The following is a 23859-nucleotide window of genomic DNA, read 5'->3' on the forward strand; positions in this document are numbered from 1 at the left end:
TCATGAGAATGCGGATTCTGCTTGCCGCCGCTCTTATTGCCTCTCCCGCAACGGCATCACTTGCCTACGCGGACGAAATTGAGACGCACACCGTGATCGACAACGATGACACGACGGGCAGTATCGTCGTCCAGAAGAGACAGCCTACCGTGGTCATCGAGCGACTGCAGCCGACAGTGATCATCAAGAAGCAGCAACCCGATGTCGTCATTCACCAGAACGATGATCCTGGCGTGGATCTAAACGACGACGGTGAATGATACCGGACTAAGCAGACTTTCGTTGGCAAGCCAACGATTCATCTGCTCAGTCATAGGAAAGGGTAAGATCATGAGAAAACTTGTTTTTGCGATGACAGCCGTTTCGATCCTGGCTGTTGGCACGGCGGCTGATGCCGCCAGCAACAAGACCACCGGCCTCGTCGGTGGTGCAGTCGCCGGAGCCATTGCCGCAGGCCCCGTCGGCGCAGTCATCGGTGGTGTCACCGGCTACCAGCTCGGCAAGGAAGCGGATAGATATCACCATCGCCGTGTCATCATCCGCAAACACCACACTAATTAGCCTGCTCTCTAAGCCGCAATCAATCAATCGATCGGATACCAACCGAAGGCGACCGTTTGTGGCCGCTTTCGGCATGCAAGGCCTGCTCGGCTTCAGAGGTAAGCAAAAATATATTCGCCAAATCCCACTTTCGCGATCACGAATTTTTCCACAGGACAGATGTCAGACCAATTGACGTGAGCCTCGTCTTGCGAAATGCTAGGATGTCAGACCAATTTGAGAAGCTGACATTGAAACGGGGAATATGCCGCCATGCCGGCAGAATTGCAGGACAGGCCGATCATCGCGCCTTTGCCGCCGCTTGACAGGGCGGCGCAGGTCATCGAAGCCTTGGCATCTTATATCGACGGCGCCAATCTCAAGGCCGGCGACCGTCTGCCCGCTGAGCGTGAGTTGATGGCGGCGCTCGCCGTTGGCCGTTCCACCATCCGTGAAGTCATCAGCCATTTCCAGGCGCTCGGTGTCATGGAGACCCGCAAGGGCAGCGGCACCTATTTGCTGAAGCCGGTATCATCAGGCACGATCCACATGCCGCTGTCGCTCGACACGACGCATTTGCGCGACGTGCTGTTGCAGACGCTCGAAGTGCGGCGCGGCATTGAATGCGAGGCCAATATGGTCGCCGCGCGCCGCCGCACCCTCAAGGACCTGGTGACCATCGAGCACCGGCTCAACGAGATGGAGCGGGTACATATGTCGGAAGGCACCGCCGGGCCGCAGGATCTGGCCTTTCATCTGGCAATCTATGATGCCACCCACAATCCGCTATTCAAGCAGATCCTCGAACAGATGCGGCAGACCTTCTGGCGCTTCTGGGACAAGCCCTTCGACCGTTCGGACTTTGCCCGTCGCTCCTTCCCGTTCCACCGCACGCTTTTCAACGCCATCGCCGCCCAGGATACCGAGGCGGCGCGGCGTGAAACACTGAAGATCCTCGACGTCGTCGAGGAAGATATCAAGGAAATGTCGAAATGAATGACGGTCCGGAACCGTTCGATCTTGCCTCGCTGATCGTCGCCCATGACGAAGGCAATGCCTTCGAGGCCGTGGTGCCGCCGATCGTGCAGACCTCGCTGTTCACCTTCAGCAATTATGACGACATGATCGCCTCTTATCGCGGCGAAAAGGTGCGGCCGATCTATACCCGCGGACTTAACCCGACTGTACGCATGTTCGAGGAAATGCTGGCAAAGCTGGAGGGAGCCGAGGATGCGCTCGGTTTTGCCAGTGGCATGGCGGCGATCTCGTCGACGGTGCTGAGCTTCGTCGCGCCGGGTGACCGGATCGTTGCCGTCCGCCACGTCTATCCGGATGCCTTCCGCCTGTTCGGCACGATTCTTAAGAAGATGAAGGTCGAGGTCACCTATGTCGACGGCAAGGATGAGGAGGCGGTCGCCAAGGCGCTGCCGGGCGCGAAGCTCTTTTACATGGAAAGTCCGACGAGCTGGGTGATGGATGCCCATGACGTCGGCGCGCTCGCCGCGCTGGCCAGGAAACACGGCATCGTCAGCGTCATCGACAACAGCTGGGCGACCCCGATTTTCCAGCAACCGCTCAAGCTCGGCGTCGATCTCGTGCTGCATTCGGCGTCGAAATATCTCGGCGGCCACAGCGATGTCGTCGCCGGCATTGTCGCCGGTTCGAAGGACCTGATCGGCAGGATCAAGGCGGAAGCCTATCCCTATCTCGGCGGCAAGCTCTCGCCTTTCGACGCCTGGCTGCTGATCCGTGGGCTCCGGACATTGCCGATCCGCATGAAGGCGCATGAAGCGGCCGGCAAGGAGGTCGCCAGGCGACTGCAGGCCCATCCGCTGGTCGAGCAGGTCTGCCATCCCGGCCTTGCCAATCGCCTGCCGGCGGGCCTGAACGGCACGTCCGGCCTGTTCTCTTTCATCTTCCGCGAGGGCATCGACATCCGCGCCTTTGCCGATCGCCTGAAACTCTTCAAGCTGGGCGTCAGCTGGGGTGGCCACGAAAGCCTGATCGTACCGGGCGAGGTGGTGCTGCAGCAGAAAGCGCAGCCGAATTCCGCGCAAGCCTTCGGCATCCATGCGCGATCCGTACGCCTCCATGTCGGCCTCGAAGGAACCGAGGCCCTGTGGAGCGATCTCGATGCGGCAATCACAGCCGCGTCGTAACAGCCACAACGACGACAACAACTGGGAGAAGAACCATGAAAAGACTGATAACCGCAGCCCTGTTCGCCGCCATGATGGCGGGTACAGCCATGGCCGACACGACGCTGAAGCTCGTGGAAGTCATCACCAGCCCCGAGCGCACCGAGACGCTGAAGTCGATCGTCGCCAAGTTCGAAGCGGCCAATCCGGGCACCAAGGTCGATATCATCTCGCTGCCCTGGAACGAAGCCTTCCAGAAATTCGCCACCATGGTCTCGGCCGGCGACACGCCCGACGTGATGGAAATGCCCGACACCTGGCTGTCGCTCTATGGCAACAATGGCATGCTCGAAAGCCTCGAGCCCTATCTCGCCAAGTGGGAGCACACCAAGGAACTGACGCCGCGCGCACTCGAACTCGGCCGCGATGTCAAGAACACCGCTTATATGCTGCCCTACGGCTTCTATCTGCGCGCCATGTTCTACAACAAGAAGCTTTTGAAGGAAGCCGGCGTCTCCGAGCCACCGAAGACACTGGATGAGTTCGTCAAGGATTCCGAGGCCGTTTCCAAGCTGCCGGGCAAATACGGCTACTGCATGCGCGGCGGTCCGGGCGGCTTGAACGGCTGGATGATCTTCGCCGCTTCGATGGCCGGCAACAACACCTATTTCAATGCCGACGGCACCTCGACGATGAACAGCGCTGGCTGGGCAAAGGGCATCGAATGGATGGTCGATCTCTACAAGAAGGGCCTGGCCCCCAAGGATAGCGTCAACTGGGGCTTCAACGAAGTCGTCGCCGGCTTCTATTCCGGCACCTGCGCCTTCCTCGACCAGGATCCGGATGCTCTGATCGCGGTTGCCGAGCGCATGAGCAAGGACGATTTCGGCGTCACGCCGCTGCCGAAGGGTCCGGACGGCAAGTCCTTCCCGACCATCGGCTATGGCGGCTGGTCGATGTTCTCCACCAGCCAGAACAAGGATCTGGCCTGGAAGCTGATCGCCACACTCGAAGGCCCGGAAGGCAATATCGCCTGGAACAAGCGCATAGGCGCGCTGCCGGCCTACACCGCCGCCCAGAACGATCCGTTCTACAGGGGTGATCAGTTCAAGGGCTGGTTCGAGGAACTGGCCGACAGCAACACGGTGCCGACCGTGATGCCGACCTATCTCGAGGAATTCGCCTTCTTCAAGGATTCCCTGGCGATCAAAACCTCGCAGCAGGCGATGCTGGGCGATATTTCGCCGAAGGATCTGGCCGATCAGTGGGCGGACTACCTGACCAAGGCACAGCAGAAATTCCTCGCCACTAAGAAATAACCTGGCGAGACTTGGCGGCGGCATTCGGGGTTTTGTCGCCGCCAATCCTGACAATTATCTGAGAACGGCGCAGAAGCGCCGCCATTGGGAACACTTGGCCGATGACAATCTCCGCCGACAGGATCGACGGGCGGCATGACCGCAAGCCCTGGCTGACACGTCTTGCCGACGCATCGACGCCTTATCTCTATAGCGCGCCGTCGCTGATCCTGATTGCCGCCGTCATGCTGGCGCCGCTCGCGGTCGGCATTTCCTATGCGTTCCGTGATATCGTATTGCTCAATCCCTTCTCCGGCGGCTTTGTCGGCCTCGATCATTTTCGTGATCTGGCGAGGGATCCGGCCTTCTACTATGCATTGAAAAACACCCTTTGGTGGACCGGGGCCTCTGTGGCGCTGCAATTCATCTTCGGGCTCATCCTGGCGCTGCTGCTAGACAAGCCTTTCTGGGGCAGGGGCGTGGTGCAGGCCTTATGCTTCCTGCCCTGGGCCGTGCCGAGCTTCCTTGCCGGACTCAATTGGGCCTGGCTGTTCAATCCGGTGATCGGCCCCATTCCGCACTGGCTCTATGGCCTCGGCCTGATGAGCGAGCCCGGCAATATCCTCTCCGATCCGCATTATGCGATGTGGGGACCGATCATCGCCAATGTCTGGTGGGGCATTCCCTTCTTCGCCATCACATTGCTGGCCGCGTTGCAGGCGATCCCGCGCGATCTCTACGAAGCCGCTTCGATCGATGGCGCCACCTGGTTCCAGCGTTTCCGCTCGATCACACTGCCCTTCCTGGCGCCGACCATCGCCATCACCGTACTCCTGCGCACCGTCTGGGTGTCGAATTTCGCCGACCTGATCGTGGTGATGACGGCCGGCGGCCCGGCCGACCGGACGCAGATCGTCGCGAGCTACATTTTTACCCAGGCCTTCCGGCGGCTCGATTTCGGCTATGCGTCGGCGATCGCGCTGGTTTTGCTGATCCTGCTGCTCGCCTATTCCATGCTGATCATTCTGCTCCGGCAGATGCTGCTGAACAAGGATTGAGCCGATGAATCCGCGATTGATCCTTCCCACCATCCTGCATCGCCTGGCGCTGCTCTGCTACATCACCTTCGCGCTCTTCCCCCTTTACTGGCTGCTGAAAGTGTCGGTGACACCTGACAATCTGCTCTACACCGAAGGCGTGCGGATGTGGCCATCCCAGACCACTTGGCAGCATTATCTCTTCGTCCTGCAGCACTCGGCCTTCCCGACCTTCTTCGAAAACAGCCTGATCGTCTCGGCCTCCACCGCCATTGCGGTCACAGTCTGCGCCTCGCTCTCCGGCTACGCCCTGTCGCGTTTCAATTTTCGCGCCAAATACTGGATCGTGGCCTTGATGCTGCTGACACAGATGTTCCCGCTCGTCATGCTGGTGGCGCCGATCTTCAAGATCCTGTCACCACTGCATCTGACCAACAGCCTGACGGGCCTCGTGATCGTCTACACCGCCTTCAACGTGCCCTTCGCCACCTTCCTGATGCAATCCTTCTTCGACGGCATCCCGAAGGATCTCGAAGAGGCGGCGATGATCGACGGCGCGACGCAATTCACCGCTTTCCGCCAGATCATCCTGCCGCTGACGCTGCCCGGCATCGCCGCCACGCTCGGCTTCGTCTTCACCGCCGCCTGGAGCGAACTGCTTTTCGCGCTGATGCTGATCAATGGCAATGACGCGGCGACCTTCCCGGTCGGCCTGCTGACATTCGTGTCAAAATTCTCCGTCGATTTCGGGCAGATGATGGCGGCCGGCGTCATGGCGCTCATCCCGGCCGGCCTGTTCTTCCTGCTCATCCAGCGTTATCTCGTCCAGGGCCTGACGGCCGGCGCGGTCAAAGGTTAGACCCATGGCATCGATCCATATCCAGAATGTCCAAAAGTCCTTCGGCAAGGTCGCGGTGCTGCACGGCGTCGACCTCGACATCAAGGACGGCGAATTCATCGTCCTTGTCGGCCCGTCCGGTTGCGGCAAGTCCACATTGCTCAGGATGATCGCCGGCCTCGAGGAAGTCTCCGCTGGCGACATCGCCATTGCCGGCAAGCGGGTCAACGACCTCGCGCCCAAGGACCGCGACATCGCCATGGTCTTCCAGTCCTATGCGCTCTACCCGCATATGAACGTCGCCGGCAATATGAGCTACAGCCTCAGACTGCGGAAGACGGCGAAGGATAAGATCGCCAGCGCCGTCGCCAATGCCGCCTCCAAACTCGGCCTCGACCCACTGCTCGAACGTCGGCCAAAGGCGCTGTCCGGCGGCCAGCGGCAGCGCGTTGCCATGGGTCGCGCCATCGTCCGCCAGCCAAAGGCCTTCCTGTTCGATGAACCGCTGTCGAATCTCGATGCGCGCCTGCGCGAGCAGATGCGTGCCGAAATCAAGAAGCTGCACGGCGATCTCAAGGCAACCTCGATCTACGTCACCCATGACCAGATCGAAGCGATGACGCTCGCCGACCGCATCGTCGCCATGCATGGCGGCATAGTGCAGCAGGTGGGTTCACCGCTCGATCTCTACGACCGTCCCGCCAACCTCTTCGTCGCCGGCTTCATCGGCTCGCCCGGGATGAATTTCCTCGAGGGTAAATATCTATCGTCGGACAATCATGCCGATCTCCGGCTCGCCAACGGCACGATCATCCCGAGCGGCGCTCCCAGGCCCGTGGAGGCCAATTCTCCCGTGACCCTCGGCATCCGCCCCGAACATGTCGTCCTCGGCGGCGAAGGCTTGGAGGCCAATGTCGAACTGGTCGAGCCGACCGGCTTCGGCATCATCCTGCATCTTTCCCTGCACGGCCTGCCGCTCAAGGCATTCACGCTGGATCGGGCGGCACTCGATCCAGGCCGCACGTTGCATGTGAGTTTCCCGGGCAAATATCTGCATCTGTTCGACAGCGCAGGCCAGCGGGTAGATTAGCCGCACGGTCGCGAGGTTTCTCGAATTACGTGAGAGGACACGGCGAATGACCATACCGGGAACGTGATTGGGGAAAGCCGCGCGTTATGGATCAAGTTCGTGATTGAAGCCTTCCGCGCCTTTGGAAGGCTCGGCACGGCGGACGGTTTCGATGTCCGCATCGGTGAAATCCTCAATGCCCAATACTTCGCGGTCACGCCTCTTAAGACGGCGATACTCTTCAATGGAGATCGTCACCGTATGGTCACGCCCGTTGCGCGTTACTATGACAGGTTGAGATAGGGCCATGCCCTGATAGCGTTCCGCCCCTTTGCTGAATTCGGTCGATGATACCCGGATCATATCAAGCACGCCCATAGTTCCAGAACTCCCGGATTGTCGCTGAAATCCGGATGATTTGCCAGAAATCAGATGGGTAGCTTTGAGCAAATTCAGGAATTCGCGAAGTCAGTGGTGTCTGCTGACATGTTATCTCCAATAGTCATTGACATGTTATACCAGTTGTCGATATGACCAATCCAGGAGCAGGCGAAAACCTGCGCACACGACAACGCGCCGGCGATCCATCCAAAGGCGACAATCCAGGGAGGTCAGCAATGACATCGATCGCACTCTTCGGTGCTGGCGGCAAAATGGGCTATCGGCTGGCGAAGAATCTCAAGGGCTCGCGTTTTGACGTGCGCCATGTCGAAGTCAGTGATGCCGGCAGGGCGCGCCTCAAGAATGATCTCGGCCTCGATTGTGTTTCCGCCGACGATGGCCTGAATGGCGCTGACGTCGTCATCCTCGCTGTGCCGGATACGGCGATCGGCAAGGTCGCCGCCGGCATCAACGACAAGCTCAAGGCTGGCACGATCGTGATCGCGCTCGATGCCGCAGCACCTTTTGCCGGCCACCTGCCGCAGCGCGACGACCTCACCTATTTCGTCACCCATCCCTGCCATCCGCCGATCTTCAACGACGAGACAGATCCGCAGGCGATCCATGACCATTTTGGTGGCCTCTATGCCAAGCAACACATCGTCTCGGCGCTGATGCAGGGCCCCGAAAGCGCCTATGCGCTGGGCGAGGAAATCGCCAAGACGATCTGGGCGCCGGTGATGCGCTCGCACCGTGTGACCGTCGAACAGATGGCGCTGCTGGAGCCCGGTCTGTCCGAAACCGTCTGCGCTTCGCTGCTTGTCATCATGCGCGAAGCCATGGAAGAATGCGTCCGCCGCGGCGTGCCGAAGGAAGCCGCCCGCGACTTCCTGCTTGGTCACATGAATGTGCTCGGCGCCGTGATCTTCGAAGAGGTCCAGGGCGTGTTCTCGGATGCCTGCAACAAGGCGATCGAGTTCGGCAAACCGGTGCTGATGCGCGACGACTGGAAGCGCGTCTTCGAGCCGGAAGAGATCGCCGCCAGCATCCAGCGGATTACCTGATCTTTCAGGTTCGAATTTCGGCCGGTGCGGGGGTGCGCCGGCCGCTTGATCGCGTGGGATCACGGCACCTGACGCCAAAGATAAGGGCTGCCCGCGCCTAACACGGAGGAGAGAAGCATGAACATCACACGTAGACTGACGATCGCCGGTTTCGCCGCCATCATGGCCGCCGGCGTTGCAATGCCGGCTTTTGCCGCGGACCTGATCGCCATCATCACGCCCAGCCACGACAACCCGTTCTTCAAGGCCGAAGCCGTCGGCGCCGAAGCCAAGGCCAAGGAGCTCGGTTACGACACGCTCGTCATGGTCCATGACGACGATGCTTCCAAGCAGAGCCAATTAATTGACACGGCCATCGGCCGCGGCGCCAAGGCGATCATCCTCGACAATGCTGGTGCTGACGCATCTGTCGCTGCTGTCCAGAAGGCCAAGGATGCCGGCATCCCGGCCTTCCTGATCGACCGCGAAATCAATGCGTCCGGCGTTGCCGTCGCGCAGATCGTTTCCAACAACTATCAGGGTGCACAGCTCGGCGGCCAGGAATTCGTCAAGCTGATGGGCGAAAAGGGCAATTTCGTCGAGCTGACCGGCAAGGAATCCGACACCAATGCCGGCATCCGTTCCAAGGGCTATCATGACGTCATGGATGACTATCCGGATATGAAGATGGTCGCCCAGCAGTCGGCCAACTGGAGCCAGACGGAAGCCTATTCCAAGATGGAAACCATCCTGCAGGCCAATCCCAACATCAAGGGCGTGATCGCCGGCAACGACACCATGGCCATGGGCGCGATCGCCGCTCTCCAGGCGGCCGGCAAGAAGGACGTGATCGTCGTCGGCTTCGACGGCTCCAACGACGTGCGCGACTCGATCAAGTCGGGCGGCATCAAGGCCACCGTGCTGCAGCCGGCCTATGCCCAGTCGCAGCTGGCGGTCGAGCAGGCGGACGCCTTCATCAAGGGCGGCAAGAAGCCGGCCGAAGAAAAGCAGCTGATGGATTGCGTGCTGATCACCGCCGACAATGCCGGCAAGCTGGAAACCTTTGCGCTGAGCAAGTGATCCTTCCCTTGGGGTCTGCGATGCGGGGTGGCTTGCGCCGCCCTGCATCCGTTTTGATTGTTGGAGTTTCCATTCCATGCCCGAGATCAAGGCCATAGCCTTCGTCGCGCTCGCTTCGATGCTGGCGCTTGCCGGCTGCAAGTTCGTCAAGACCGCCGACGAACAGAAGCAGGCCGCGGCAACCGCCTTCGACCCCGACAAGCGCGTCGCGGAGATCTGGGATTCCAAGGTCGTGCCCTATCTCGACAAGAAGGCGGGCAATTTCCCCGATGTCATGGCCGAAATTGCCAAGAATTCGGATACGGCGGGCGCCAAATACGGACACAGGGAAAAGGTGGGCAACGCGCCCTGGGCCTATGTCGCCAAGGTCGACGGCACTGTTGTCGCCGCCGAGACCACGTCGCGCGCCGCTTACGTCGATGTCGACGTCAATGCCGACAAGAAAGCCGACGTGCGCATCTTCATCGGCCCCGCGATCCGCGGCACGGCGCTGCGCGACACGCTCGATTTCGTCGACTTCAACGCGTTCAAGAACCAGATCGAATGGGCGCAGTTCGGCAAGTCGTTCAATCTGCATGTCAACAAGACCGTGCTGGAAAAGCTGCCGCGTGACAATCTCGTCGGCAAGAAGGTTCAGGCGCTCGGTGCCTTCCCGCTGCCGTCGGGCACCGACCTGCCGCAATTCGTCCCGGCGACGATAACGATCGGGGGCTGAGCCATGGCCGAGATCGATGACGGCGATGTGATCCTTGAACTGCGCGACATCACCAAGGCCTATTCCGGCATTGTCGCGCTGAAGAAGGCCAACCTCAAGCTCCGGCGGGGCGCAGTGAACGTGCTGGTCGGCGAGAATGGCGCCGGCAAGTCGACGATGATGCGCATCATCGCCGGCGTCGAGCAGCCGACGCTCGGCGAAATGTTCCTCGACGGCCAGAAGGTCGAACTCAGCGGTACCGCTGACGCGGTCAAGCACGGTATCGGCATCGTCTTCCAGGAGCTCAACCTCTTCGGCAATCTCTCCGTTGCCGAGAACATTTTCGCGACGCGCGAAATCACCCGCGGTGCTCTCGGCATCGACCACAAGGCGCAGGTCGCCAAGGCCAATGAATTTCTGAATCGCCTGGAGGCCGGCATTTCCGCCGAGACGCTGGCTGAAGACCTGCCGATCGGCCAGCAGCAGCTGGTCGAAATCGCCCGCGCCGTATCGCTCGACAGCCGCATCCTGATCATGGACGAGCCGACCTCGGCACTCAGCGCCGCCGAAGTCGATATCCTCTTCCGCGTCATCGCCGACCTCAAGTCAAAGGGCGTGGCGATCGTCTACATCTCGCACCGGCTCGAAGAGCTGATGCGGATCGGCGATTACATCACTGTGCTCAAGGACGGCCAGATCACCGGCCATGCCATGGTTAGGGATATCGACACGCGCTGGATCGTTCGTTCGATGATCGGCTCCGACGCCAAGGATTTCGCCAAACAGGGCGAACATGCGCTGGGCGAAGAGGTGATCCGCGTCGAGGATATCTGCCTGCCGCGGGCGCAAGGCGGCTATGCCGTCGATCATGTGTCACTTTCGGTGCGCAAGGGCGAGATTCTCGGCATCTACGGTCTGATGGGCGCCGGCCGCAGCGAACTCTTCGAATGCATTATGGGTCGTTACGATCACTATACCGGCCAGGTCTTCATCGACGGCAAGCAACTGCGTGGCCATGATACGACCTGCCGCATCAAGGAAGGTATCGCCCTGATCCCCGAAGACCGGCAGCGCGAGGGCTTGGTGCAATCGATGTCGATCGCCGGCAACCTGACACTGGCAAGCCTTGGCCAGTTCGTCCGCGGTGGTTTTCATATCGACCTCAACCGCGAAAAGCGGGCCATCGGCGAAGCGATCCGCAACCTCTCGATCAAAGCGCGCAATCCCGATTTCGAAGTCACCTCTATGTCGGGCGGCAACCAGCAGAAGGTGGTCATCGGCAAGGCGCTGATGACCGGGCCGAAAGTGCTGCTGATGGACGAGCCCAGCCGCGGCATCGATGTCGGCGCCAAGGCGGATGTGTTCCGCACCATGCGGCGGCTGGCAAGCGAAGGACTGGCCATCCTGTTTTCCACCTCAGACCTCGAAGAAGTCATGGCGCTGTCGGACCGCATCGCCGTGATGAGCAATGGCCGACTGATCACGGTCGTCGACCGCAAGGACGCCACCGAGGAGATGATCGTCTCGGCTTCGGCCGAGGGCCATAAAAGCAAAAGGAACCATGCCTGATGACGACCGTGACCGAAACTTCCGGCACAAGCAGCCAGACGAGCGGCTCCTTCCTGCTTCTTCTGATGAAGCTCCGGACCTTCATCGCGCTGATCGCCGTCATCGTCTTCTTCTCGATCTTCGCGCCGAACTTCCTATCGACCGAGAACATGCTGCTGATGTCCAAGCATGTGGCGCAGAACGCCTTTCTCGCCATGGGCATGACCTTCGTCATTGTCACTGGCGGAATCGATCTCTCTGTGGGTTCGATCGTCGGCCTCTGCGGCATGGTCGCCGGCGGTCTGATTTTGCACGGCATCCAGCTGCCGATCGGCTACACCGTCTATTTCAACATTTTCGAAGTCTCGCTCATCGTGCTGGTGGTCGGCATCGTCATCGGCGCCATCAACGGGTTGCTGATCACCCGGCTAAATGTCGCGCCGTTCATCGCCACGCTGGGCACGCTCTATGTGGCGCGCGGCTTCGCCCTGCTTTCCTCCGACGGCCAGACTTTTCCCAATCTCGTCGGTAAGCCGGATCTCGACAATACCGGCTTCGGCTTCCTCGGTGCCGGCAAGATCCTCGGCCTGCCGGTCTCGGTGTGGATCCTGATCGTCGTGGCGCTGGTGGCGGCCTATTTCGCCCGCTACGTGCCGCTCGGCCGGCATATTTTTGCCGTTGGCGGCAATGAGCGCGCCGCTCGCATGTCCGGCATCCGCGTCAACCGCGTCAAAATGTTCGTCTACATGTTCTCCGGGTTTTGTGCGGGCATTGTCGGTCTGGTGATCTCGTCCGACCTGATGGCCTCGCATCCGGCCACGGGCGAATCCTTCGAGCTCAATGCGATCGCGGCGGCCGTGCTCGGCGGCACGTCGATGTCGGGCGGACGCGGCACGATCGGCGGCACGATCATCGGCGCCTTCGTCATTGGTATCCTGTCGGACGGCCTGGTCATGATGGGCGTCAGCTCTTTCTGGCAGATGGTGATCAAAGGGCTTGTCATCATTGTTGCGGTGGTGGTTGATCAGGCACAGCGCCGATTGCAGCAGCGGGTGACGCTGATGCAGATGGCAAAGAGAGCGAATTGAAATGGCTAAGTTTAAAGGCGCCGTGATCGGCTGCGGCTTTTTCGCGATCAACCAGATGCATGGCTGGCAGGACCTCGATACGGTCGAGATCGTCGCCATCTGCGACAAGGATTCTGAGCGGCTGCGCATCGTCGGCGACGAATTCGGCGTAGCGCGGCGCTATGACGACGCGGAAAAGATGTTCGCCGATGGCGGCTTCGATTTCGTCGACATCGCCACCACGGTCGGCAGCCACAAGCCGCTGGTCGAATTGGCGGCGAAACACAAGGTGCCGACCATCTGCCAGAAACCCTTCGCGCTCAACCTCGATGACGCCAAGGCCATGGTCAAGGCCGCCGATGATGCTGGCATCCCGCTGATGGTGCATGAGAATTTCCGCTGGCAGACGCCGCTTCTCGAAGCCAGGAAAGCACTGGAAAGCGGCGTGATCGGCAAGCCATTCTGGGGCCGGGTATCGTTCCGCTCCGGCTATGACGTGTTCGCCAACCAGCCCTATCTCGCCAAGGGCAAGCGCTTCATCGTCGAGGACCTCGGCATCCATGCGCTCGACATCGCCCGCTTCCTGTTCGGCGATGTCGCCACCATGACCGCGCGCACCACGCGGGTACGCCCCGACATTGCCGGCGAGGACGTCGCCACCATGCTGCTCGGCCATGAAAACGGCATCACTTCCATCGTCGACTGCAGTTACAGCACCTTCCTGCCGGAAGAGCAGTTCCCGGAAACGCTGGTCGAAATCGACGGCTCCGAGGGTACGATCCGGCTCAACAAGGATTATCAGCTCGTTGTCTATAACAAGTCCGGCCATGCCGACCGCCGTTCTGTCGAACCCAACCTGCTGCCCTGGGCGACGAAGCCGTGGCACAATGTGCAGGAGAGCGTGGCGCTGATCGAAAAGCACTGGGCGGAAAGGCTGGCGGAAGGCAAGGAACCGGACACGTCGGGGCATGATAATCTGAAGACGTTTGCGCTGGTGGAGGCAGCTTATCTGAGCGCCGAGAAGGGGCAGACGGTGGAATTGAAGACGCTGCTGGGGTGATTTCTGGGGGTGCAAGTGGCTCACCCCCCTCTGCCCTGCCGGGCATCTCCCCCTCAAGGGGGGAGATTGGATGGGGCGCCGCTCTGCCACAAACTTCTGGCCCACGCCCTGTGCTCGACAGAGGTTTTGGGCGGGAAGCGTGCCGCTTGCCAATCTCCCCCCTTGAGGGGGAAATGCCCGGCAGGGCAGAGGGGGGTGGCCGAGAATTCTAAGTTTCATGGAGGGTACCGTGACCATTGATCAATCGACATTCGCCCTCTACGGCACAGCCGAACCTGAACCCGAAAACCGTGAACTCTCCGCCGGCCCCCTCACGGTCACCCTCCAGGACGGCAACCTCCGGACCATCCGCTTCATGGGCCATGAAGTGCTGCGCGCCGTTTCCTTCCTCGTCCGCGACAAAGACTGGGGTACCTGCAAGGCCGAATTCACCGACCTGTCAATCGAAAGTGGTCATCAACAATTTTCGGTGCGCTACCGAGCCCGTTATGCCGCGCCATCAGGCGCCAATCTCGATTGCCGCATGCGTATCTTTGCCTCGGCCGGTGGCACGCTGGTCTTCGAAGCGGAAGGCGTGAGCGATGCCGATTTCGAGACCGCCCGCGCCGGCTTCACCGTGCTCCACCCATTGAACGGCGTCGCCGGCCAGCCGGTGTCGGTCGAGCACAGCGACGGCTCGATCGAACATTCACACTGGCCAGAACTCATCGATCCCTGGCAGCCGTTCATGGACATGACGGCGATCACCCATGCCGTCGCCAAGGGCATTTCAGCGGAAACCCGTTTCGAGGGCGACGTCTTCGAGATGGAGGATCAGCGCAATTGGACGGATGGGTCCTATAAGACCTATGTGCGGCCGCTGGCGTTGCCCTGGCCCTATTTGGTCCGCAAGGGCGAGCCGTTGCGGCAGAAGGTGACCGTCGACATTCGTGTCACCGGCGACGCGGTTGCCGCTGTCGCTAACGATGCGCCGGTCCACCTGACGATCAAGAAAACCGGCGTGCCTCTGCCGGATATCGGCATCGGTCTGAGGCCGGAATGCCGTGCGGAGGAGCTTGCGGCGCTCGATGCGCTGAAGGCAATCGGCGCCCGCCATCTGATCGCCCATTTCGATCCGATTGCCGGTCACGGCATCGAGGCGCTCAAGGGCTATGCCGAACTGGCGAAAGCTTCCGGGCTGAGGGTGACGCTGGAGCTTGCGGTGCCCTGCATCCGTCCTCTCGACATGGAGCTGGGCGATATCGCGGATATGGTCAAGCAGGCCGGTCTCGCGCTCGACACATTGTTCGTCAGCCCTGCCGTGGACCGCCAATCGACGCCGCCCGGCAGCAAATGGCCCGATTGCCCGCCGCTCGAAGACATCTACGCTGCTGCGCGAAACGCTTTTCCAGGCGTCCGGCTAGGCGGCGGCATGCTTTCCTATTTCACCGAGCTCAACCGCAAGCGCGTGCCGAACGACCTGATCGACTATGTCAGCCATTGCACCAACCCGATCGTGCATGCCGCCGACGATCTCTCGGTCATGCAGACTTTCGAGGCGTTGCGCTATGTGGTGAAATCCGTGCGTGCAATCTACGGCGACAAGCCCTATCGCATCGGTCCTTCCACCATTGCCATGCGCCAGAACCCCTATGGCAGCGCCACCAAGGACAATCCGGCGCTGTCGCGCATCCCGATGGCCAATGTCGACCCGCGACACGCCGGTCAGTTCGGTGCGGCCTGGACGCTAGCCTATGCCGCGACGGTGCCGGAGGCCGGTCTTGAAGTGCTGACGCTGTCGACGCTGGCCGGGCCGTTCGGACTGGTCGCCGGGGGAGGCGAACCAGCAGACGCAGATTCCTTGCGGCCACTGGCTGCGTTGATCGCCGCGCTCGGTGCCCTATCAGGCCAGGCGTTGCACATTATCGAGAGTTCGCGCCCGGATGCAGTGGTCGGCCTGGCGACGGCGACGACACTATTGCTAGCCAATACGACGCCGGAGACCCAGAGGGTTGTGCTCGACGGCGCGCGAGCGGTCGAGGTCATGGACGGTGAATTCCGCGCTACCAGTGCGACTGATACCATCGTGCTTGGCCCGTATGGTTGCGCGCGCGTCACACGTTAACTCCAGAAAATGTCGGCGGTTGGTTTGCGCCATCACTCCCGAAAGGCCGGGATAAATACCGTTGCCAATCATGCGATCTTGCGACGGCAATGCACCTCGCTTAACACATTTCGGCCAATCAAGTGGCATGGTTGAGGGGGCGTGATCCAGACAATGAATAGGATTATATCAATCGCGATCGGCGCGATGCTATGCCTGTCTCCGATTCCGAGCCGGGCAAACGAAACCAATCTCATTAAGATAAATGTAAAGTTGAGCGATTCCACCTTCGGCGCTGAAGGGGAGACTTTCGGTTTCTACGACCTGGAAGATCGACTCGGAAGCGATATTGGCAATGCGGGGAATGTCGACGGCGATGAAGCAGGCGAGGGCTTTTTCTCGATTTACATCTACACCAATTCTCCCGATCAGGTGTTATCGATGATGCATCCAGTTCTATTCGATGGCTCGGTTCCGACGGGCTCTTTCGTCGAAGTTTTTGATGAGGCGACTTTAAAAAAAATAAAAAGCATCAACCTTCCTCACAAGAAGTGAACGGCCACCGTATTGAGGCCACCAAAACGACAAACCGATTCATCCGGTGACGAAAAAAGAGCAGCCTTAGCCCTGCGCCTTCATCGCATATAGCGCCCGTGATCGCTCGAGATGCTTGATCATCGCCTTCTCGGCGAGATCGGGATCGCCCTTCTCGATCGCGCGGATGATTTCCTCATGCTCGGCCAGCGTATAGTTCTCGCGCCCGGTCCAGATCAGCATTTCCGTATGGTATGATTTCAGCCAGCCGAGCATGGCTTCGCTGACGGCGGCGAAGATCGGGTTGCCGGAAATCTGGGCGATATATTGGTGGAAGGCCATGTCCGCATTGATGAAGGCTTCGGAATTGCCGAGATTTTCGCTCTGCCGGGCGAGGCGGGCGCGCAATTCCGCGATCTGATCGGCGGTGGCCTTCCCGGCCGCCTCGCGCACCATGCCGCGCTCGAAGAAGATGCGAGCACTTTTCAGATGTTCGAGCGAATCTGCCGAGCCCGACAGCATCAGCTTGGCCGGCAGGTCGACCTGGCGGAAGATCGATTCCGCGGTGACCTGCAGCACGCGGGCACGTTCGCCATGGGAGATTTCGACCAGGCCCTTGCCGGCCAGCGCCTGCATGGCCTCGCGGATCGCCGGACGGCCGACGCCGAAGCGCTCCATCAGCTCGCGCTCGGACGGCATCTCGTCGCCGGCCTTCAATTCCCCGTTTTCGATCAGCAATTTCAGGCGGGCAAAAACTTCATCGGAGAGTTTTCTGCGGAGGATCGGCTCGGAAGGAATGTTCATGGATCACCTGGGAATGACAGGCTTTTTTATACATAAATTGTCCGACGCACCACCGCTTTTGCAGCGGCGCGACTTGTATTCACATAAATACTCATTATACCAGTTTCGATGAAGCTGCAAGCCGACGCCATGGGCGAGGAGGATGCCATGATCCGCCTGACATACAGGATAGAAACGCCCGGCTCGGTGGAGGCGATGGCCAACAAGATCGCCAGCGACCAGTCGACGGGCACGTTCGTCGCGGTTCCGGGCGAGACCGAGGAGTTGAAGGCGCGGGTTGCTGCGCGCGTCGTCGCCATCCGGCCGCTGCCGGACACCGACAAGCCATCCTTCCCAGATGAGGGCGCCGCGGCGCGACGCTTCAACCGCGCCGACGCCGACGTGGATTTTCCCATGGATGCGATCGGAACGGACCTCTCGGCGCTGATGACCATCGCCATCGGCGGCGTGTTTTCGATCAAGGGGCTGACCGGCATCCGCATCGTCGACATGAAGCTGCCGCAGGAATTCGCCGCCGCCTATCCCGGCCCGCAATTGGGCATTCCCGGCAGCCGCCGGCTGACCGGCGTCGAGAAACGGCCGATCATCGGCACGATCGTCAAGCCGGCCCTGGGATTGCGGCCGCATGAGACGGCAGAGATGGTCGGCGAGCTGATCGAGGCTGGTGTCGATTTCATCAAGGACGACGAGAAACTGATGAGCCCGGCCTATTCGCCGCTCAAGGAGCGGGTCGCCGCGATCATGCCGCGCATCCTCGATCACGAGCAGAAGACCGGCAAGAAGGTCATGTATGCCTTTGGCATTAGCCATACCGATCCTGACGAAATGATGCGCAACCACGACATGGTGCTCCAGGCCGGCGGCAATGCCGCCGTCGTCAACATCAATTCCATCGGTTTCGGCGGCATGTCCTTCCTGCGCAAGCGCTCCGGGCTGGCATTGCATGGCCATCGCAACGGTTGGGACATTCTCACGCGCCATCCGGGCCTGGGCTTCGAATTCTCTGTCTGGCAGCAATTCTGGCGGCTGCTGGGCGTCGACCAGTTCCAGATCAACGGCATCCGCGCCAAATATTGGGAGCCGGATGAGAGTTTCGTCCGCTCCTACAAGGCGGTCAGCACGCCGCTGTTCACAGAGCGCGACATTGCCATGCCGGTGGTCTGCTCAGGTCAGTGGGGCGGTCAGGCGCCGGACACGATTGCCGCAACCGGCGGCTCGACCGATCTGCTCTACCTCTGCGGCGGCGGCATCGTCAGCCATCCCAGCGGACCGGGGGCGGGGGTGAAGGCGGTGCAGCAGGCCTGGGAGGCGGCAGTGGCCGGGATTGCACTCGAGGAGTACGCGAAGGAGCATCGTGAGCTGGCACAGTCGATCGAGAAGTTTGCCGACGGGAAGGCTGCGTGAGATCTGAATCGATGCACATTCGAGCGTCATTACCCCTCACCAAGTGCGCCCAAGCGATCGCTTACGCTCTCGCGGGCTTGCTATCCTCTCCCGCAAGGGGCGAGGCAGGGTGCCACGATCACCGGTCTCGCTTGAGGCAGAGCGGGAGCCGTGAGTTTTTCCTCGCCCCTTGCGGGAGAGGATACGAAGGCCGGGAGAGCACTTGCGAACCCTTGGCCGAAGTTGGTGAGGGGTGAAAACGCCATTTGCACTCAGATGGCACGCGAAATTGAACTACAACATCAACAGCGAGACACGACCTTGTCCACCCCATTGATCAGTTTCTACGGCGACGATTTCACCGGCTCGACCGATGCGATGGAAGCGCTTGCCTCCAATGGCATCGACACGGTGCTGTTTCTTCGCCAGCCTGACGTGTCGCTCCTGTCCCGCTTCTCGACCGCGCAAGCTTTCGGCCTTGCTGGGACCAGCCGCAGCGAGACGCCCGAGTGGATGGATGTGCATCTGACTGAAGCGTTCCAGTGGCTGAAGACGCTGAATGCCGGGCTCTGCCACTACAAGGTTTGCTCCACCTTCGATTCCAGCCCGGCAATCGGCAATATCGGCCGCGCCATCGAGATCGGGCGCAAGTTGTTCAGCGAGGCAGTCGTTCCATTGATCGTCGGTTCGCCACAAATCCGCCGCTACACCGCTTTCGGCCAGCTCTTCGCCGCTTACCAGGGACGCAACTACCGCATCGACCGGCATCCGGTGATGAGCCGACACCCGGTCACGCCGATGGACGAGGCCGATATTTTGAAGCACCTGGCGCGCCAGACAAACCTTGCTTCCGCCTCGATCGACAATGTCGCCGTCCTGACGCCCGGTGCCAGGCAGCAGGCCGGTGTCGAGACGGACATCCTGCTGATCGACGTGCTCGATGCGGCCACGCAGGCGGCCGCGGGCGATCTGCTGTGGAACGCGCTGCGTGACAAAAGCCGCTTCGTCTGCGGCTCGTCCGGCGTCGAATATGCGCTGATCCCGGCCTGGCGGACGGCTGGTCTGATCGGAGAGAAGCCACAATTTTCCGACGCCGGCGCGGTCGACCGGATCGCCGTTGTCTCTGGTAGCGTCTCGCCGACCACGGAGCGACAAATCCGCCATGCATTGGCCAATGGCTTCGATGGCATCCCGCTCGACCCGGTCGCGCTGGCTGCCAATGATGATGAAATCACCAGGGCCATCGATGCCGGTATCGCCGTTCTATTGGCCGGCCGCAGTGTCATTCTCTATACGGCGCTCGGCCCGACTGCCGATCGCGGCGGCGAGATCGACACGTCCGCCGGTGCCCGGCATCGCATCGGCAAGGCGCTCGGCCGCATCCAGCGCGAACTGGTGGCGCGCGCAGGCCTGAAACGCGCCGTGGTCGCCGGCGGCGATACGTCGAGCCACGCGCTGGGCGAGATGGGTATCTCAGCACTGACACTGACCATGCCGCTGCCACAGACGCCCGGCTCGCCGCTCTGCATCGCGCATGGCGGCGGCGCGGACGGATTACAGATCGCCCTCAAGGGCGGCCAGGTCGGCGGAGATGATTATTTCTCGATGATCCGCAGCGGCAAGCAAAACTGATGTCGAGCCCTCGCTGTCAGCCTGCGAAGGCTCTGGCCACAGCCTGTTGAAACGAAGCGAGGCTCTGGCCCCGCTTCGTCGTTCCACGTCACTTCGCTTTGTACTTCGCGTCGACCGCGTTGATCGCCTGGACATTGCCGGCCGAGCGGCCGTTTTCGTCAAACGTCTGCGCCAGATAGGCGTCGGCGATGCTCTTCGCCAGTTCCGGGCCGATGACGCGCGAGCCCATGGTGATGATCTGGGCATTGTTCGACAGCGCCGCACGTTCAGCCGAATAGGTGTCGTGGGTCAATGCTGCGCGGATGCCCGGCACCTTATTGGCCGAGATGCAGACGCCGATGCCGGTGCCGCAGACGAGGATGGCGCGGTCATATTCGCCGGCCAGGACCGCCGAACCGACCCGGTCGGCGATGTTGGCGTAAAAGGCATCCGGGCCGGCATCGGTGCGCGACACTTCATGCACCTCGTGCTTGTCCTTCAGATGTTCGGCGAGGATTTTTGCGAGGCCTTCGCCCGCACTGTCACCGGCAACAGCAAGTTTCATGACTTTCTCCTTCAGAGTTTCGCGGCGCATCGCGCCAGGATGCCCAGGTAGCCCTCGACCTTCCAGGCCGAGCGGCCGATAAACAGCCCGTCGATATTCGGGCATGCGATCAGCTCTTCGCAGTTCTCGGGATTGACCGAGCCGCCATATAGGCATGGGATGCGGCGGCCGAGCACCTCTTCCGCGACAGCGATGATTTCGGCCTGACGGGCATCGGCATAGTCGGCCGTGGCCGGAATGCCCTTTTCGCCGATCGCCCAGACGGGCTCATAGGCGAGCAGGATTTCCGCCTTCTTCTGCTCGCCGCTCAATTTTCCAAGCGCGCCGCGCACTTCGCGCGCCAGAACCTCCGCAGCACGGCCGCCCTCGCGGTCGGCAAGCGTCTCGCCGATGCAGATCAGCGGGATCAGCCCATGCCGGACCGCGGCTTCCGTCTTCAGGCCGACCGTTTCATCCGTCTCGCCAAAAAATTCGCGCCGCTCGGAATGGCCGAGCTCGACAATGTCGAGATTGCAATCCTTAAGCATCACTGGCGAGACCTCACCGGTCCAGGCGCCTTGATCGGCCCAATGCATGTTCTGCGCCCCGACCTTGACGGATGCGCCGGCCAGAATCGCCTTGACCTCCCGCACGGCCGTGAAGGGCGGGATCACGAAACGCTGGATGCGCGGATCGCGCGCTGCATCTGCAGCCACAAGCGCGTCCGCGAATGCCTTCGCCTCGGCGAAAGTCTTGTTCATCTTCCAGCTCGTGCCAATCCAGGCTTTGCGCTCAGCGCTCATCCATTCGTCTCCGTTGCCATATGCATCGACACATCATATCATGTGGTGATGGTATAATCACCCTGCCAGCAATGCTTTGGCTGTTCTTTCGTCGGTAATCAAGCCATGTAGCTTGTTGCTGTGCAAAACAGCGCGAATAGCTTCGGTTTTTACCGGCCCACCGGCGATCGCCACGATCCTGTCATCGCGATTTTCGAGGAAAGATGCCGCGAGTGTCCGCGCCGTCACCGAAGTCTCGAGAATCCGGCCCTTGCGATCGAAGAAATGGCCGAGCATTTCACCGACACCGCCAAGGGCAGCGATCTCGGCGAGTTCATTCGGTTCCAGCATGCCCGAGGTCACCAGATGCGCCTGGCTATCGACCGTGCCGATGCCGAGCAGCTTGAGGTCGGCCGCGTCGGCGAGATCGAAAACGTCCCGGACGCCGCGCTGCGACAACAATACCTCCCGATCCTCGGCCGTGTTGGCGAAGAAGGGCACCGGCATGACATAGGCCTGCGAACCGGTTTTCGCCGCCAGGCGATGCATGACATCATAGGGATTGGCGGCGTAGTTGCGTGTCAAGCCGCCGAGCAGCGACACGAAGCGGGTGGCGCCGGCAGTGATGCGTGGCAGATAGTGAACCACGGCGGAGAGCGTCCGGCCATGGCCAAGGCCGATCACCTGCACATCGTCGCGCTCGATCTCCCGGCGCAGGAAGCTGGCGCCGGCATGGCCGAGCGTCGTCAGCGCCAAGCCATCCTCATCCACATCCGGCGCCACCTCGCAATATTTGAGCCCGTAGCGCGTCGACAGGTCCACTTCGAGATTGACGCATTCGGAAATATCGCCATCGATGCTGACCTTGACGATCCCGTCAGCCACCGCCTTGGCGATCAGCCGATGCGCCTTCACCGAGGGCACGCCCAGCCGCTTGGCCACGGCCGATTGCGTAAAGCCGCCGACATAGTGGAGCCAGGCCGCTCTCACGGCGAGGGAGTCGTCATTGTCATTCATCGTAGGAGGCTCCGGACATGCGTTGAAGGCAAGACGGATAACTGTCTGTCTTTCGACATTGCAAGCATTGGCTTCGTTGTGAGGCCAGCGCCTTTCCTCTTCTCCCATTGGGGAGAAGGTGGCTCGTAGCGCAGCGGTTTTTTCGTTGTGCTTGGGATGGACCCTTCGAGGCCCTATTCCGCTTCGCGTCATAGGGCACCTCAGGGTGAGGTCGAGAGTGTGGCAGTGCAGGTGCCTCAATCTCCCCTTGCTGCAAGCGTGCTTGTGGCACAGCGAGCACCCCATTCTCCCTCACCCCGAGGCGCCCCACGACGCGAAGCGGAATGGGCCCTCGAAGGGTCAGCGTTGCCTTGGTTTCCATCCGCTCGATCCTTAAACCTTGAGATCACTCGCGCCGGTATCGATATGCGGCGCCCAGAAGGCCACGCTTTCAGCGATTTGCGGGATGACCTGCCGATCGTTGGGCTCCCTTTCCTTGAAAGACAGTTCCAGGCAGATTTCATTATCCACCGCACCGCCTTCGGCGAAGGCCTGGAGCAGAGGCGCGGGATGAATACGGCCCTTGGCGTTGAACTCGGTGGTGAACGGCCGATGACCGCCCTTGTCCATCAGGCTCTGCTTGATGTGGATGATCGGCGAGACTTTTGGAACCGCGCGCGCCCAGGCATAGGGGTCGTAGTCATCGGGATTGGCCGAAGTGACATCTCCGTGGTCGATATCGGCCATCATCCACATGGGAATGGCCATGTCGGCGGTCGTCAGGCGGTCCTGCAGGGCGATGCATTCGGCGATCGTTTCACCGAATTCGCGGCCGATGCTCATCGGCTCCCAGAAGACATAGGACAGACCGGCCGCCTTGGCGTGCTCGGCCACTTCCGCCCAGCAATCGATGGCGATCCTGATCAGCTCTTCGCGCCGGGCCGGATCGTCGTAATCCCTGTAGGTGAAGATGGCGAACTGCGTGCCGACCGAATGGCCGCCGAGATCGCCGGTGATATCGGCGAAGATCTTGAACCAGTCGATATAGTAGCGCCGGACCTCGCCATCCGGATGGCCGAAATGATTGAGCCGGCCATAGGGGCCGGTCATGCCGGAGGTGACGCGCATGCCGGTGCGGTCGAGTGCGGCCCGCATCTGCCGGGTCAGGCGGCGAATGGTCGAAGCAGGCCAGCTCGGATTGATGAATTCATGCGTCAGCTGCAGGTCGCGCAGCCTCAGCTCACGCGCCACCGTGTCGATCAGGTCGTCCGGATCGGCGAAGCGGTTCACCAGCGGATTGGTGTTGAGCGAAAGCGTCAGGGCCATGGT

Annotated in this window: 24 protein-coding genes; 18 read left to right on the forward strand and 6 right to left on the reverse strand. The window is 61.0% G+C overall.

Translation table 11 applies throughout. The features are described from left to right. Positions 1-2: 2 nt before the first annotated feature. From AC1D06_RS18830 to AC1D06_RS18865, 8 genes are all read left to right on the forward strand, one after another. Positions 3-260, forward strand: coding sequence for a hypothetical protein (locus tag AC1D06_RS18830; RefSeq protein ID WP_477875914.1), 258 nt, complete (start codon positions 3-5; stop codon positions 258-260). Between the two features lie 70 nt (positions 261-330). Next, a complete protein-coding gene (locus AC1D06_RS18835; RefSeq protein WP_477875913.1) occupies positions 331-561 on the forward strand; it encodes a DUF456 domain-containing protein in 231 nt (76 codons plus the stop codon). 252 nt (positions 562-813) lie between these two features. After that, entirely contained in the window at positions 814-1536 is a 723-nt protein-coding gene (locus AC1D06_RS18840) for a FadR/GntR family transcriptional regulator (protein WP_477875912.1), read from the forward strand. Then, the gene (locus tag AC1D06_RS18845; RefSeq protein ID WP_477875911.1) at positions 1533-2699 is read left to right on the forward strand and encodes a PLP-dependent transferase; all 1167 of its coding nucleotides are present in this window, start codon (positions 1533-1535) and stop codon (positions 2697-2699) included. Before AC1D06_RS18840 ends, AC1D06_RS18845 begins: the two co-directional genes overlap by 4 nt. 35 nt (positions 2700-2734) lie before the next feature. Beyond that, complete coding sequence (locus tag AC1D06_RS18850; RefSeq protein WP_477987420.1) at positions 2735-3997, forward strand: ABC transporter substrate-binding protein; 1263 nt, start codon at positions 2735-2737, stop codon at positions 3995-3997. A gap of 101 nt (positions 3998-4098) precedes the next feature. After that, complete coding sequence (locus AC1D06_RS18855; protein WP_477875909.1) at positions 4099-5034, forward strand: carbohydrate ABC transporter permease; 936 nt, start codon at positions 4099-4101, stop codon at positions 5032-5034. A gap of 4 nt (positions 5035-5038) precedes the next feature. Then, entirely contained in the window at positions 5039-5872 is an 834-nt protein-coding gene (locus AC1D06_RS18860; protein ID WP_477875908.1) for a carbohydrate ABC transporter permease, read from the forward strand. 4 nt (positions 5873-5876) lie between these two features. Beyond that, positions 5877-6941 carry an ABC transporter ATP-binding protein gene (locus tag AC1D06_RS18865; RefSeq protein WP_477875907.1) on the forward strand — a complete coding sequence of 355 codons (1065 nt, stop codon included), beginning with the start codon at positions 5877-5879 and terminating at the stop codon, positions 6939-6941. Between the two features lie 84 nt (positions 6942-7025). On the opposite strand, the gene AC1D06_RS18870 is transcribed toward AC1D06_RS18865, so the two are convergent. After that, the gene (locus AC1D06_RS18870; protein ID WP_477875906.1) at positions 7026-7298 is read right to left on the reverse strand and encodes a type II toxin-antitoxin system Phd/YefM family antitoxin; all 273 of its coding nucleotides are present in this window, start codon (positions 7296-7298) and stop codon (positions 7026-7028) included. Positions 7299-7537: 239 nt separating this feature from the next. Between AC1D06_RS18870 and AC1D06_RS18875 the strand changes: the two genes are divergently transcribed. The 8 genes from AC1D06_RS18875 to AC1D06_RS18910 all read left to right on the forward strand — a co-directional run bounded on the left by AC1D06_RS18875 (position 7538) and on the right by AC1D06_RS18910 (position 16431). Next, positions 7538-8365 carry a phosphogluconate dehydrogenase C-terminal domain-containing protein gene (locus AC1D06_RS18875; protein WP_477875905.1) on the forward strand — a complete coding sequence of 276 codons (828 nt, stop codon included), beginning with the start codon at positions 7538-7540 and terminating at the stop codon, positions 8363-8365. 117 nt (positions 8366-8482) lie between these two features. Then, positions 8483-9424 carry a substrate-binding domain-containing protein gene (locus tag AC1D06_RS18880; protein WP_477987421.1) on the forward strand — a complete coding sequence of 314 codons (942 nt, stop codon included), beginning with the start codon at positions 8483-8485 and terminating at the stop codon, positions 9422-9424. A 76-nt stretch (positions 9425-9500) separates the two neighbouring features. After that, a complete protein-coding gene (locus AC1D06_RS18885; protein WP_477987422.1) occupies positions 9501-10139 on the forward strand; it encodes a DUF2291 family protein in 639 nt (212 codons plus the stop codon). 3 nt (positions 10140-10142) lie between these two features. Beyond that, positions 10143-11687, forward strand: a complete 1545-nt coding sequence (locus AC1D06_RS18890; RefSeq protein ID WP_477987423.1) for a sugar ABC transporter ATP-binding protein — start codon at positions 10143-10145, stop codon at positions 11685-11687. After that, positions 11687-12754 carry an ABC transporter permease gene (locus AC1D06_RS18895; RefSeq protein ID WP_477987424.1) on the forward strand — a complete coding sequence of 356 codons (1068 nt, stop codon included), beginning with the start codon at positions 11687-11689 and terminating at the stop codon, positions 12752-12754. The genes AC1D06_RS18890 and AC1D06_RS18895 overlap by 1 nt, the downstream gene beginning before the upstream one ends. A 1-nt stretch (position 12755) precedes the next feature. Next, complete coding sequence (locus AC1D06_RS18900; protein ID WP_477875900.1) at positions 12756-13793, forward strand: Gfo/Idh/MocA family protein; 1038 nt, start codon at positions 12756-12758, stop codon at positions 13791-13793. Positions 13794-14022: 229 nt separating this feature from the next. Then, positions 14023-15897, forward strand: a complete 1875-nt coding sequence (apnL, locus tag AC1D06_RS18905; protein WP_477987425.1) for a D-apionate lactonase — start codon at positions 14023-14025, stop codon at positions 15895-15897. Positions 15898-16149: 252 nt separating this feature from the next. Then, complete coding sequence (locus tag AC1D06_RS18910; protein WP_477987426.1) at positions 16150-16431, forward strand: hypothetical protein; 282 nt, start codon at positions 16150-16152, stop codon at positions 16429-16431. A 66-nt stretch (positions 16432-16497) separates the two neighbouring features. Here the strand turns inward: AC1D06_RS18910 and AC1D06_RS18915 are convergent, their stop codons facing one another. Then, on the reverse strand, positions 16498-17214 hold the full coding sequence (locus AC1D06_RS18915) for a transcriptional regulator NanR (protein WP_477875897.1): 717 nt from the start codon (positions 17212-17214) through the stop codon (positions 16498-16500). 147 nt (positions 17215-17361) lie between these two features. Between AC1D06_RS18915 and oiaX the strand changes: the two genes are divergently transcribed. Together oiaX and AC1D06_RS18925 are read left to right on the forward strand one after the other, a co-directional pair. Further along, the gene (gene oiaX / locus AC1D06_RS18920) at positions 17362-18618 is read left to right on the forward strand and encodes a 3-oxo-isoapionate-4-phosphate decarboxylase OiaX (RefSeq protein ID WP_477987427.1); all 1257 of its coding nucleotides are present in this window, start codon (positions 17362-17364) and stop codon (positions 18616-18618) included. A 300-nt stretch (positions 18619-18918) separates the two neighbouring features. Next, complete coding sequence (locus tag AC1D06_RS18925) at positions 18919-20229, forward strand: four-carbon acid sugar kinase family protein (RefSeq protein WP_477987428.1); 1311 nt, start codon at positions 18919-18921, stop codon at positions 20227-20229. An 88-nt stretch (positions 20230-20317) separates the two neighbouring features. On the opposite strand, the gene derI is transcribed toward AC1D06_RS18925, so the two are convergent. From derI to AC1D06_RS18945, 4 genes are all read right to left on the reverse strand, one after another. Beyond that, positions 20318-20773: a D-erythrulose-4-phosphate isomerase gene (gene derI / locus AC1D06_RS18930; RefSeq protein WP_477875894.1), complete on the reverse strand. Its 456-nt coding sequence runs from the start codon at positions 20771-20773 to the stop codon at positions 20318-20320. 11 nt (positions 20774-20784) lie between these two features. Beyond that, a complete protein-coding gene (locus AC1D06_RS18935) occupies positions 20785-21555 on the reverse strand; it encodes a triose-phosphate isomerase (RefSeq protein WP_477875893.1) in 771 nt (256 codons plus the stop codon). A gap of 57 nt (positions 21556-21612) precedes the next feature. Further along, positions 21613-22551, reverse strand: coding sequence for a sugar-binding transcriptional regulator (locus AC1D06_RS18940; RefSeq protein ID WP_477987429.1), 939 nt, complete (start codon positions 22549-22551; stop codon positions 21613-21615). A 372-nt stretch (positions 22552-22923) separates the two neighbouring features. Next, positions 22924-23856: a sugar phosphate isomerase/epimerase family protein gene (locus AC1D06_RS18945; RefSeq protein WP_477987430.1), complete on the reverse strand. Its 933-nt coding sequence runs from the start codon at positions 23854-23856 to the stop codon at positions 22924-22926. Positions 23857-23859: the final 3 nt, after the last annotated feature.

Source organism: Rhizobium sp. P2_G2 (genome assembly GCF_056403555.1).

Bases quoted from the DNA above. Each gene is read 5' to 3' on its own strand.
- AC1D06_RS18830 (WP_477875914.1), top strand. From the start codon at position 3: ATGAGAATGCGGATTCTGCTTGCCGCCGCTCTTATTGCCTCTCCCGCA.
- AC1D06_RS18835 (WP_477875913.1), top strand. From the start codon at position 331: ATGAGAAAACTTGTTTTTGCGATGACAGCCGTTTCGATCCTGGCTGTT.
- AC1D06_RS18840 (WP_477875912.1), top strand. From the start codon at position 814: ATGCCGGCAGAATTGCAGGACAGGCCGATCATCGCGCCTTTGCCGCCG.
- AC1D06_RS18845 (WP_477875911.1), top strand. From the start codon at position 1,533: ATGAATGACGGTCCGGAACCGTTCGATCTTGCCTCGCTGATCGTCGCC.
- AC1D06_RS18850 (WP_477987420.1), top strand. From the start codon at position 2,735: ATGAAAAGACTGATAACCGCAGCCCTGTTCGCCGCCATGATGGCGGGT.
- AC1D06_RS18855 (WP_477875909.1), top strand. From the start codon at position 4,099: ATGACAATCTCCGCCGACAGGATCGACGGGCGGCATGACCGCAAGCCC.
- AC1D06_RS18860 (WP_477875908.1), top strand. From the start codon at position 5,039: ATGAATCCGCGATTGATCCTTCCCACCATCCTGCATCGCCTGGCGCTG.
- AC1D06_RS18865 (WP_477875907.1), top strand. From the start codon at position 5,877: ATGGCATCGATCCATATCCAGAATGTCCAAAAGTCCTTCGGCAAGGTC.
- AC1D06_RS18870 (WP_477875906.1), bottom strand. From the start codon at position 7,298: ATGGGCGTGCTTGATATGATCCGGGTATCATCGACCGAATTCAGCAAA.
- AC1D06_RS18875 (WP_477875905.1), top strand. From the start codon at position 7,538: ATGACATCGATCGCACTCTTCGGTGCTGGCGGCAAAATGGGCTATCGG.
- AC1D06_RS18880 (WP_477987421.1), top strand. From the start codon at position 8,483: ATGAACATCACACGTAGACTGACGATCGCCGGTTTCGCCGCCATCATG.
- AC1D06_RS18885 (WP_477987422.1), top strand. From the start codon at position 9,501: ATGCCCGAGATCAAGGCCATAGCCTTCGTCGCGCTCGCTTCGATGCTG.
- AC1D06_RS18890 (WP_477987423.1), top strand. From the start codon at position 10,143: ATGGCCGAGATCGATGACGGCGATGTGATCCTTGAACTGCGCGACATC.
- AC1D06_RS18895 (WP_477987424.1), top strand. From the start codon at position 11,687: ATGACGACCGTGACCGAAACTTCCGGCACAAGCAGCCAGACGAGCGGC.
- AC1D06_RS18900 (WP_477875900.1), top strand. From the start codon at position 12,756: ATGGCTAAGTTTAAAGGCGCCGTGATCGGCTGCGGCTTTTTCGCGATC.
- AC1D06_RS18915 (WP_477875897.1), bottom strand. From the start codon at position 17,214: ATGAACATTCCTTCCGAGCCGATCCTCCGCAGAAAACTCTCCGATGAA.
- oiaX (WP_477987427.1), top strand. From the start codon at position 17,362: ATGATCCGCCTGACATACAGGATAGAAACGCCCGGCTCGGTGGAGGCG.
- derI (WP_477875894.1), bottom strand. From the start codon at position 20,773: ATGAAACTTGCTGTTGCCGGTGACAGTGCGGGCGAAGGCCTCGCAAAA.
- AC1D06_RS18935 (WP_477875893.1), bottom strand. From the start codon at position 21,555: ATGAGCGCTGAGCGCAAAGCCTGGATTGGCACGAGCTGGAAGATGAAC.
- AC1D06_RS18940 (WP_477987429.1), bottom strand. From the start codon at position 22,551: ATGAATGACAATGACGACTCCCTCGCCGTGAGAGCGGCCTGGCTCCAC.
- AC1D06_RS18945 (WP_477987430.1), bottom strand. From the start codon at position 23,856: ATGGCCCTGACGCTTTCGCTCAACACCAATCCGCTGGTGAACCGCTTC.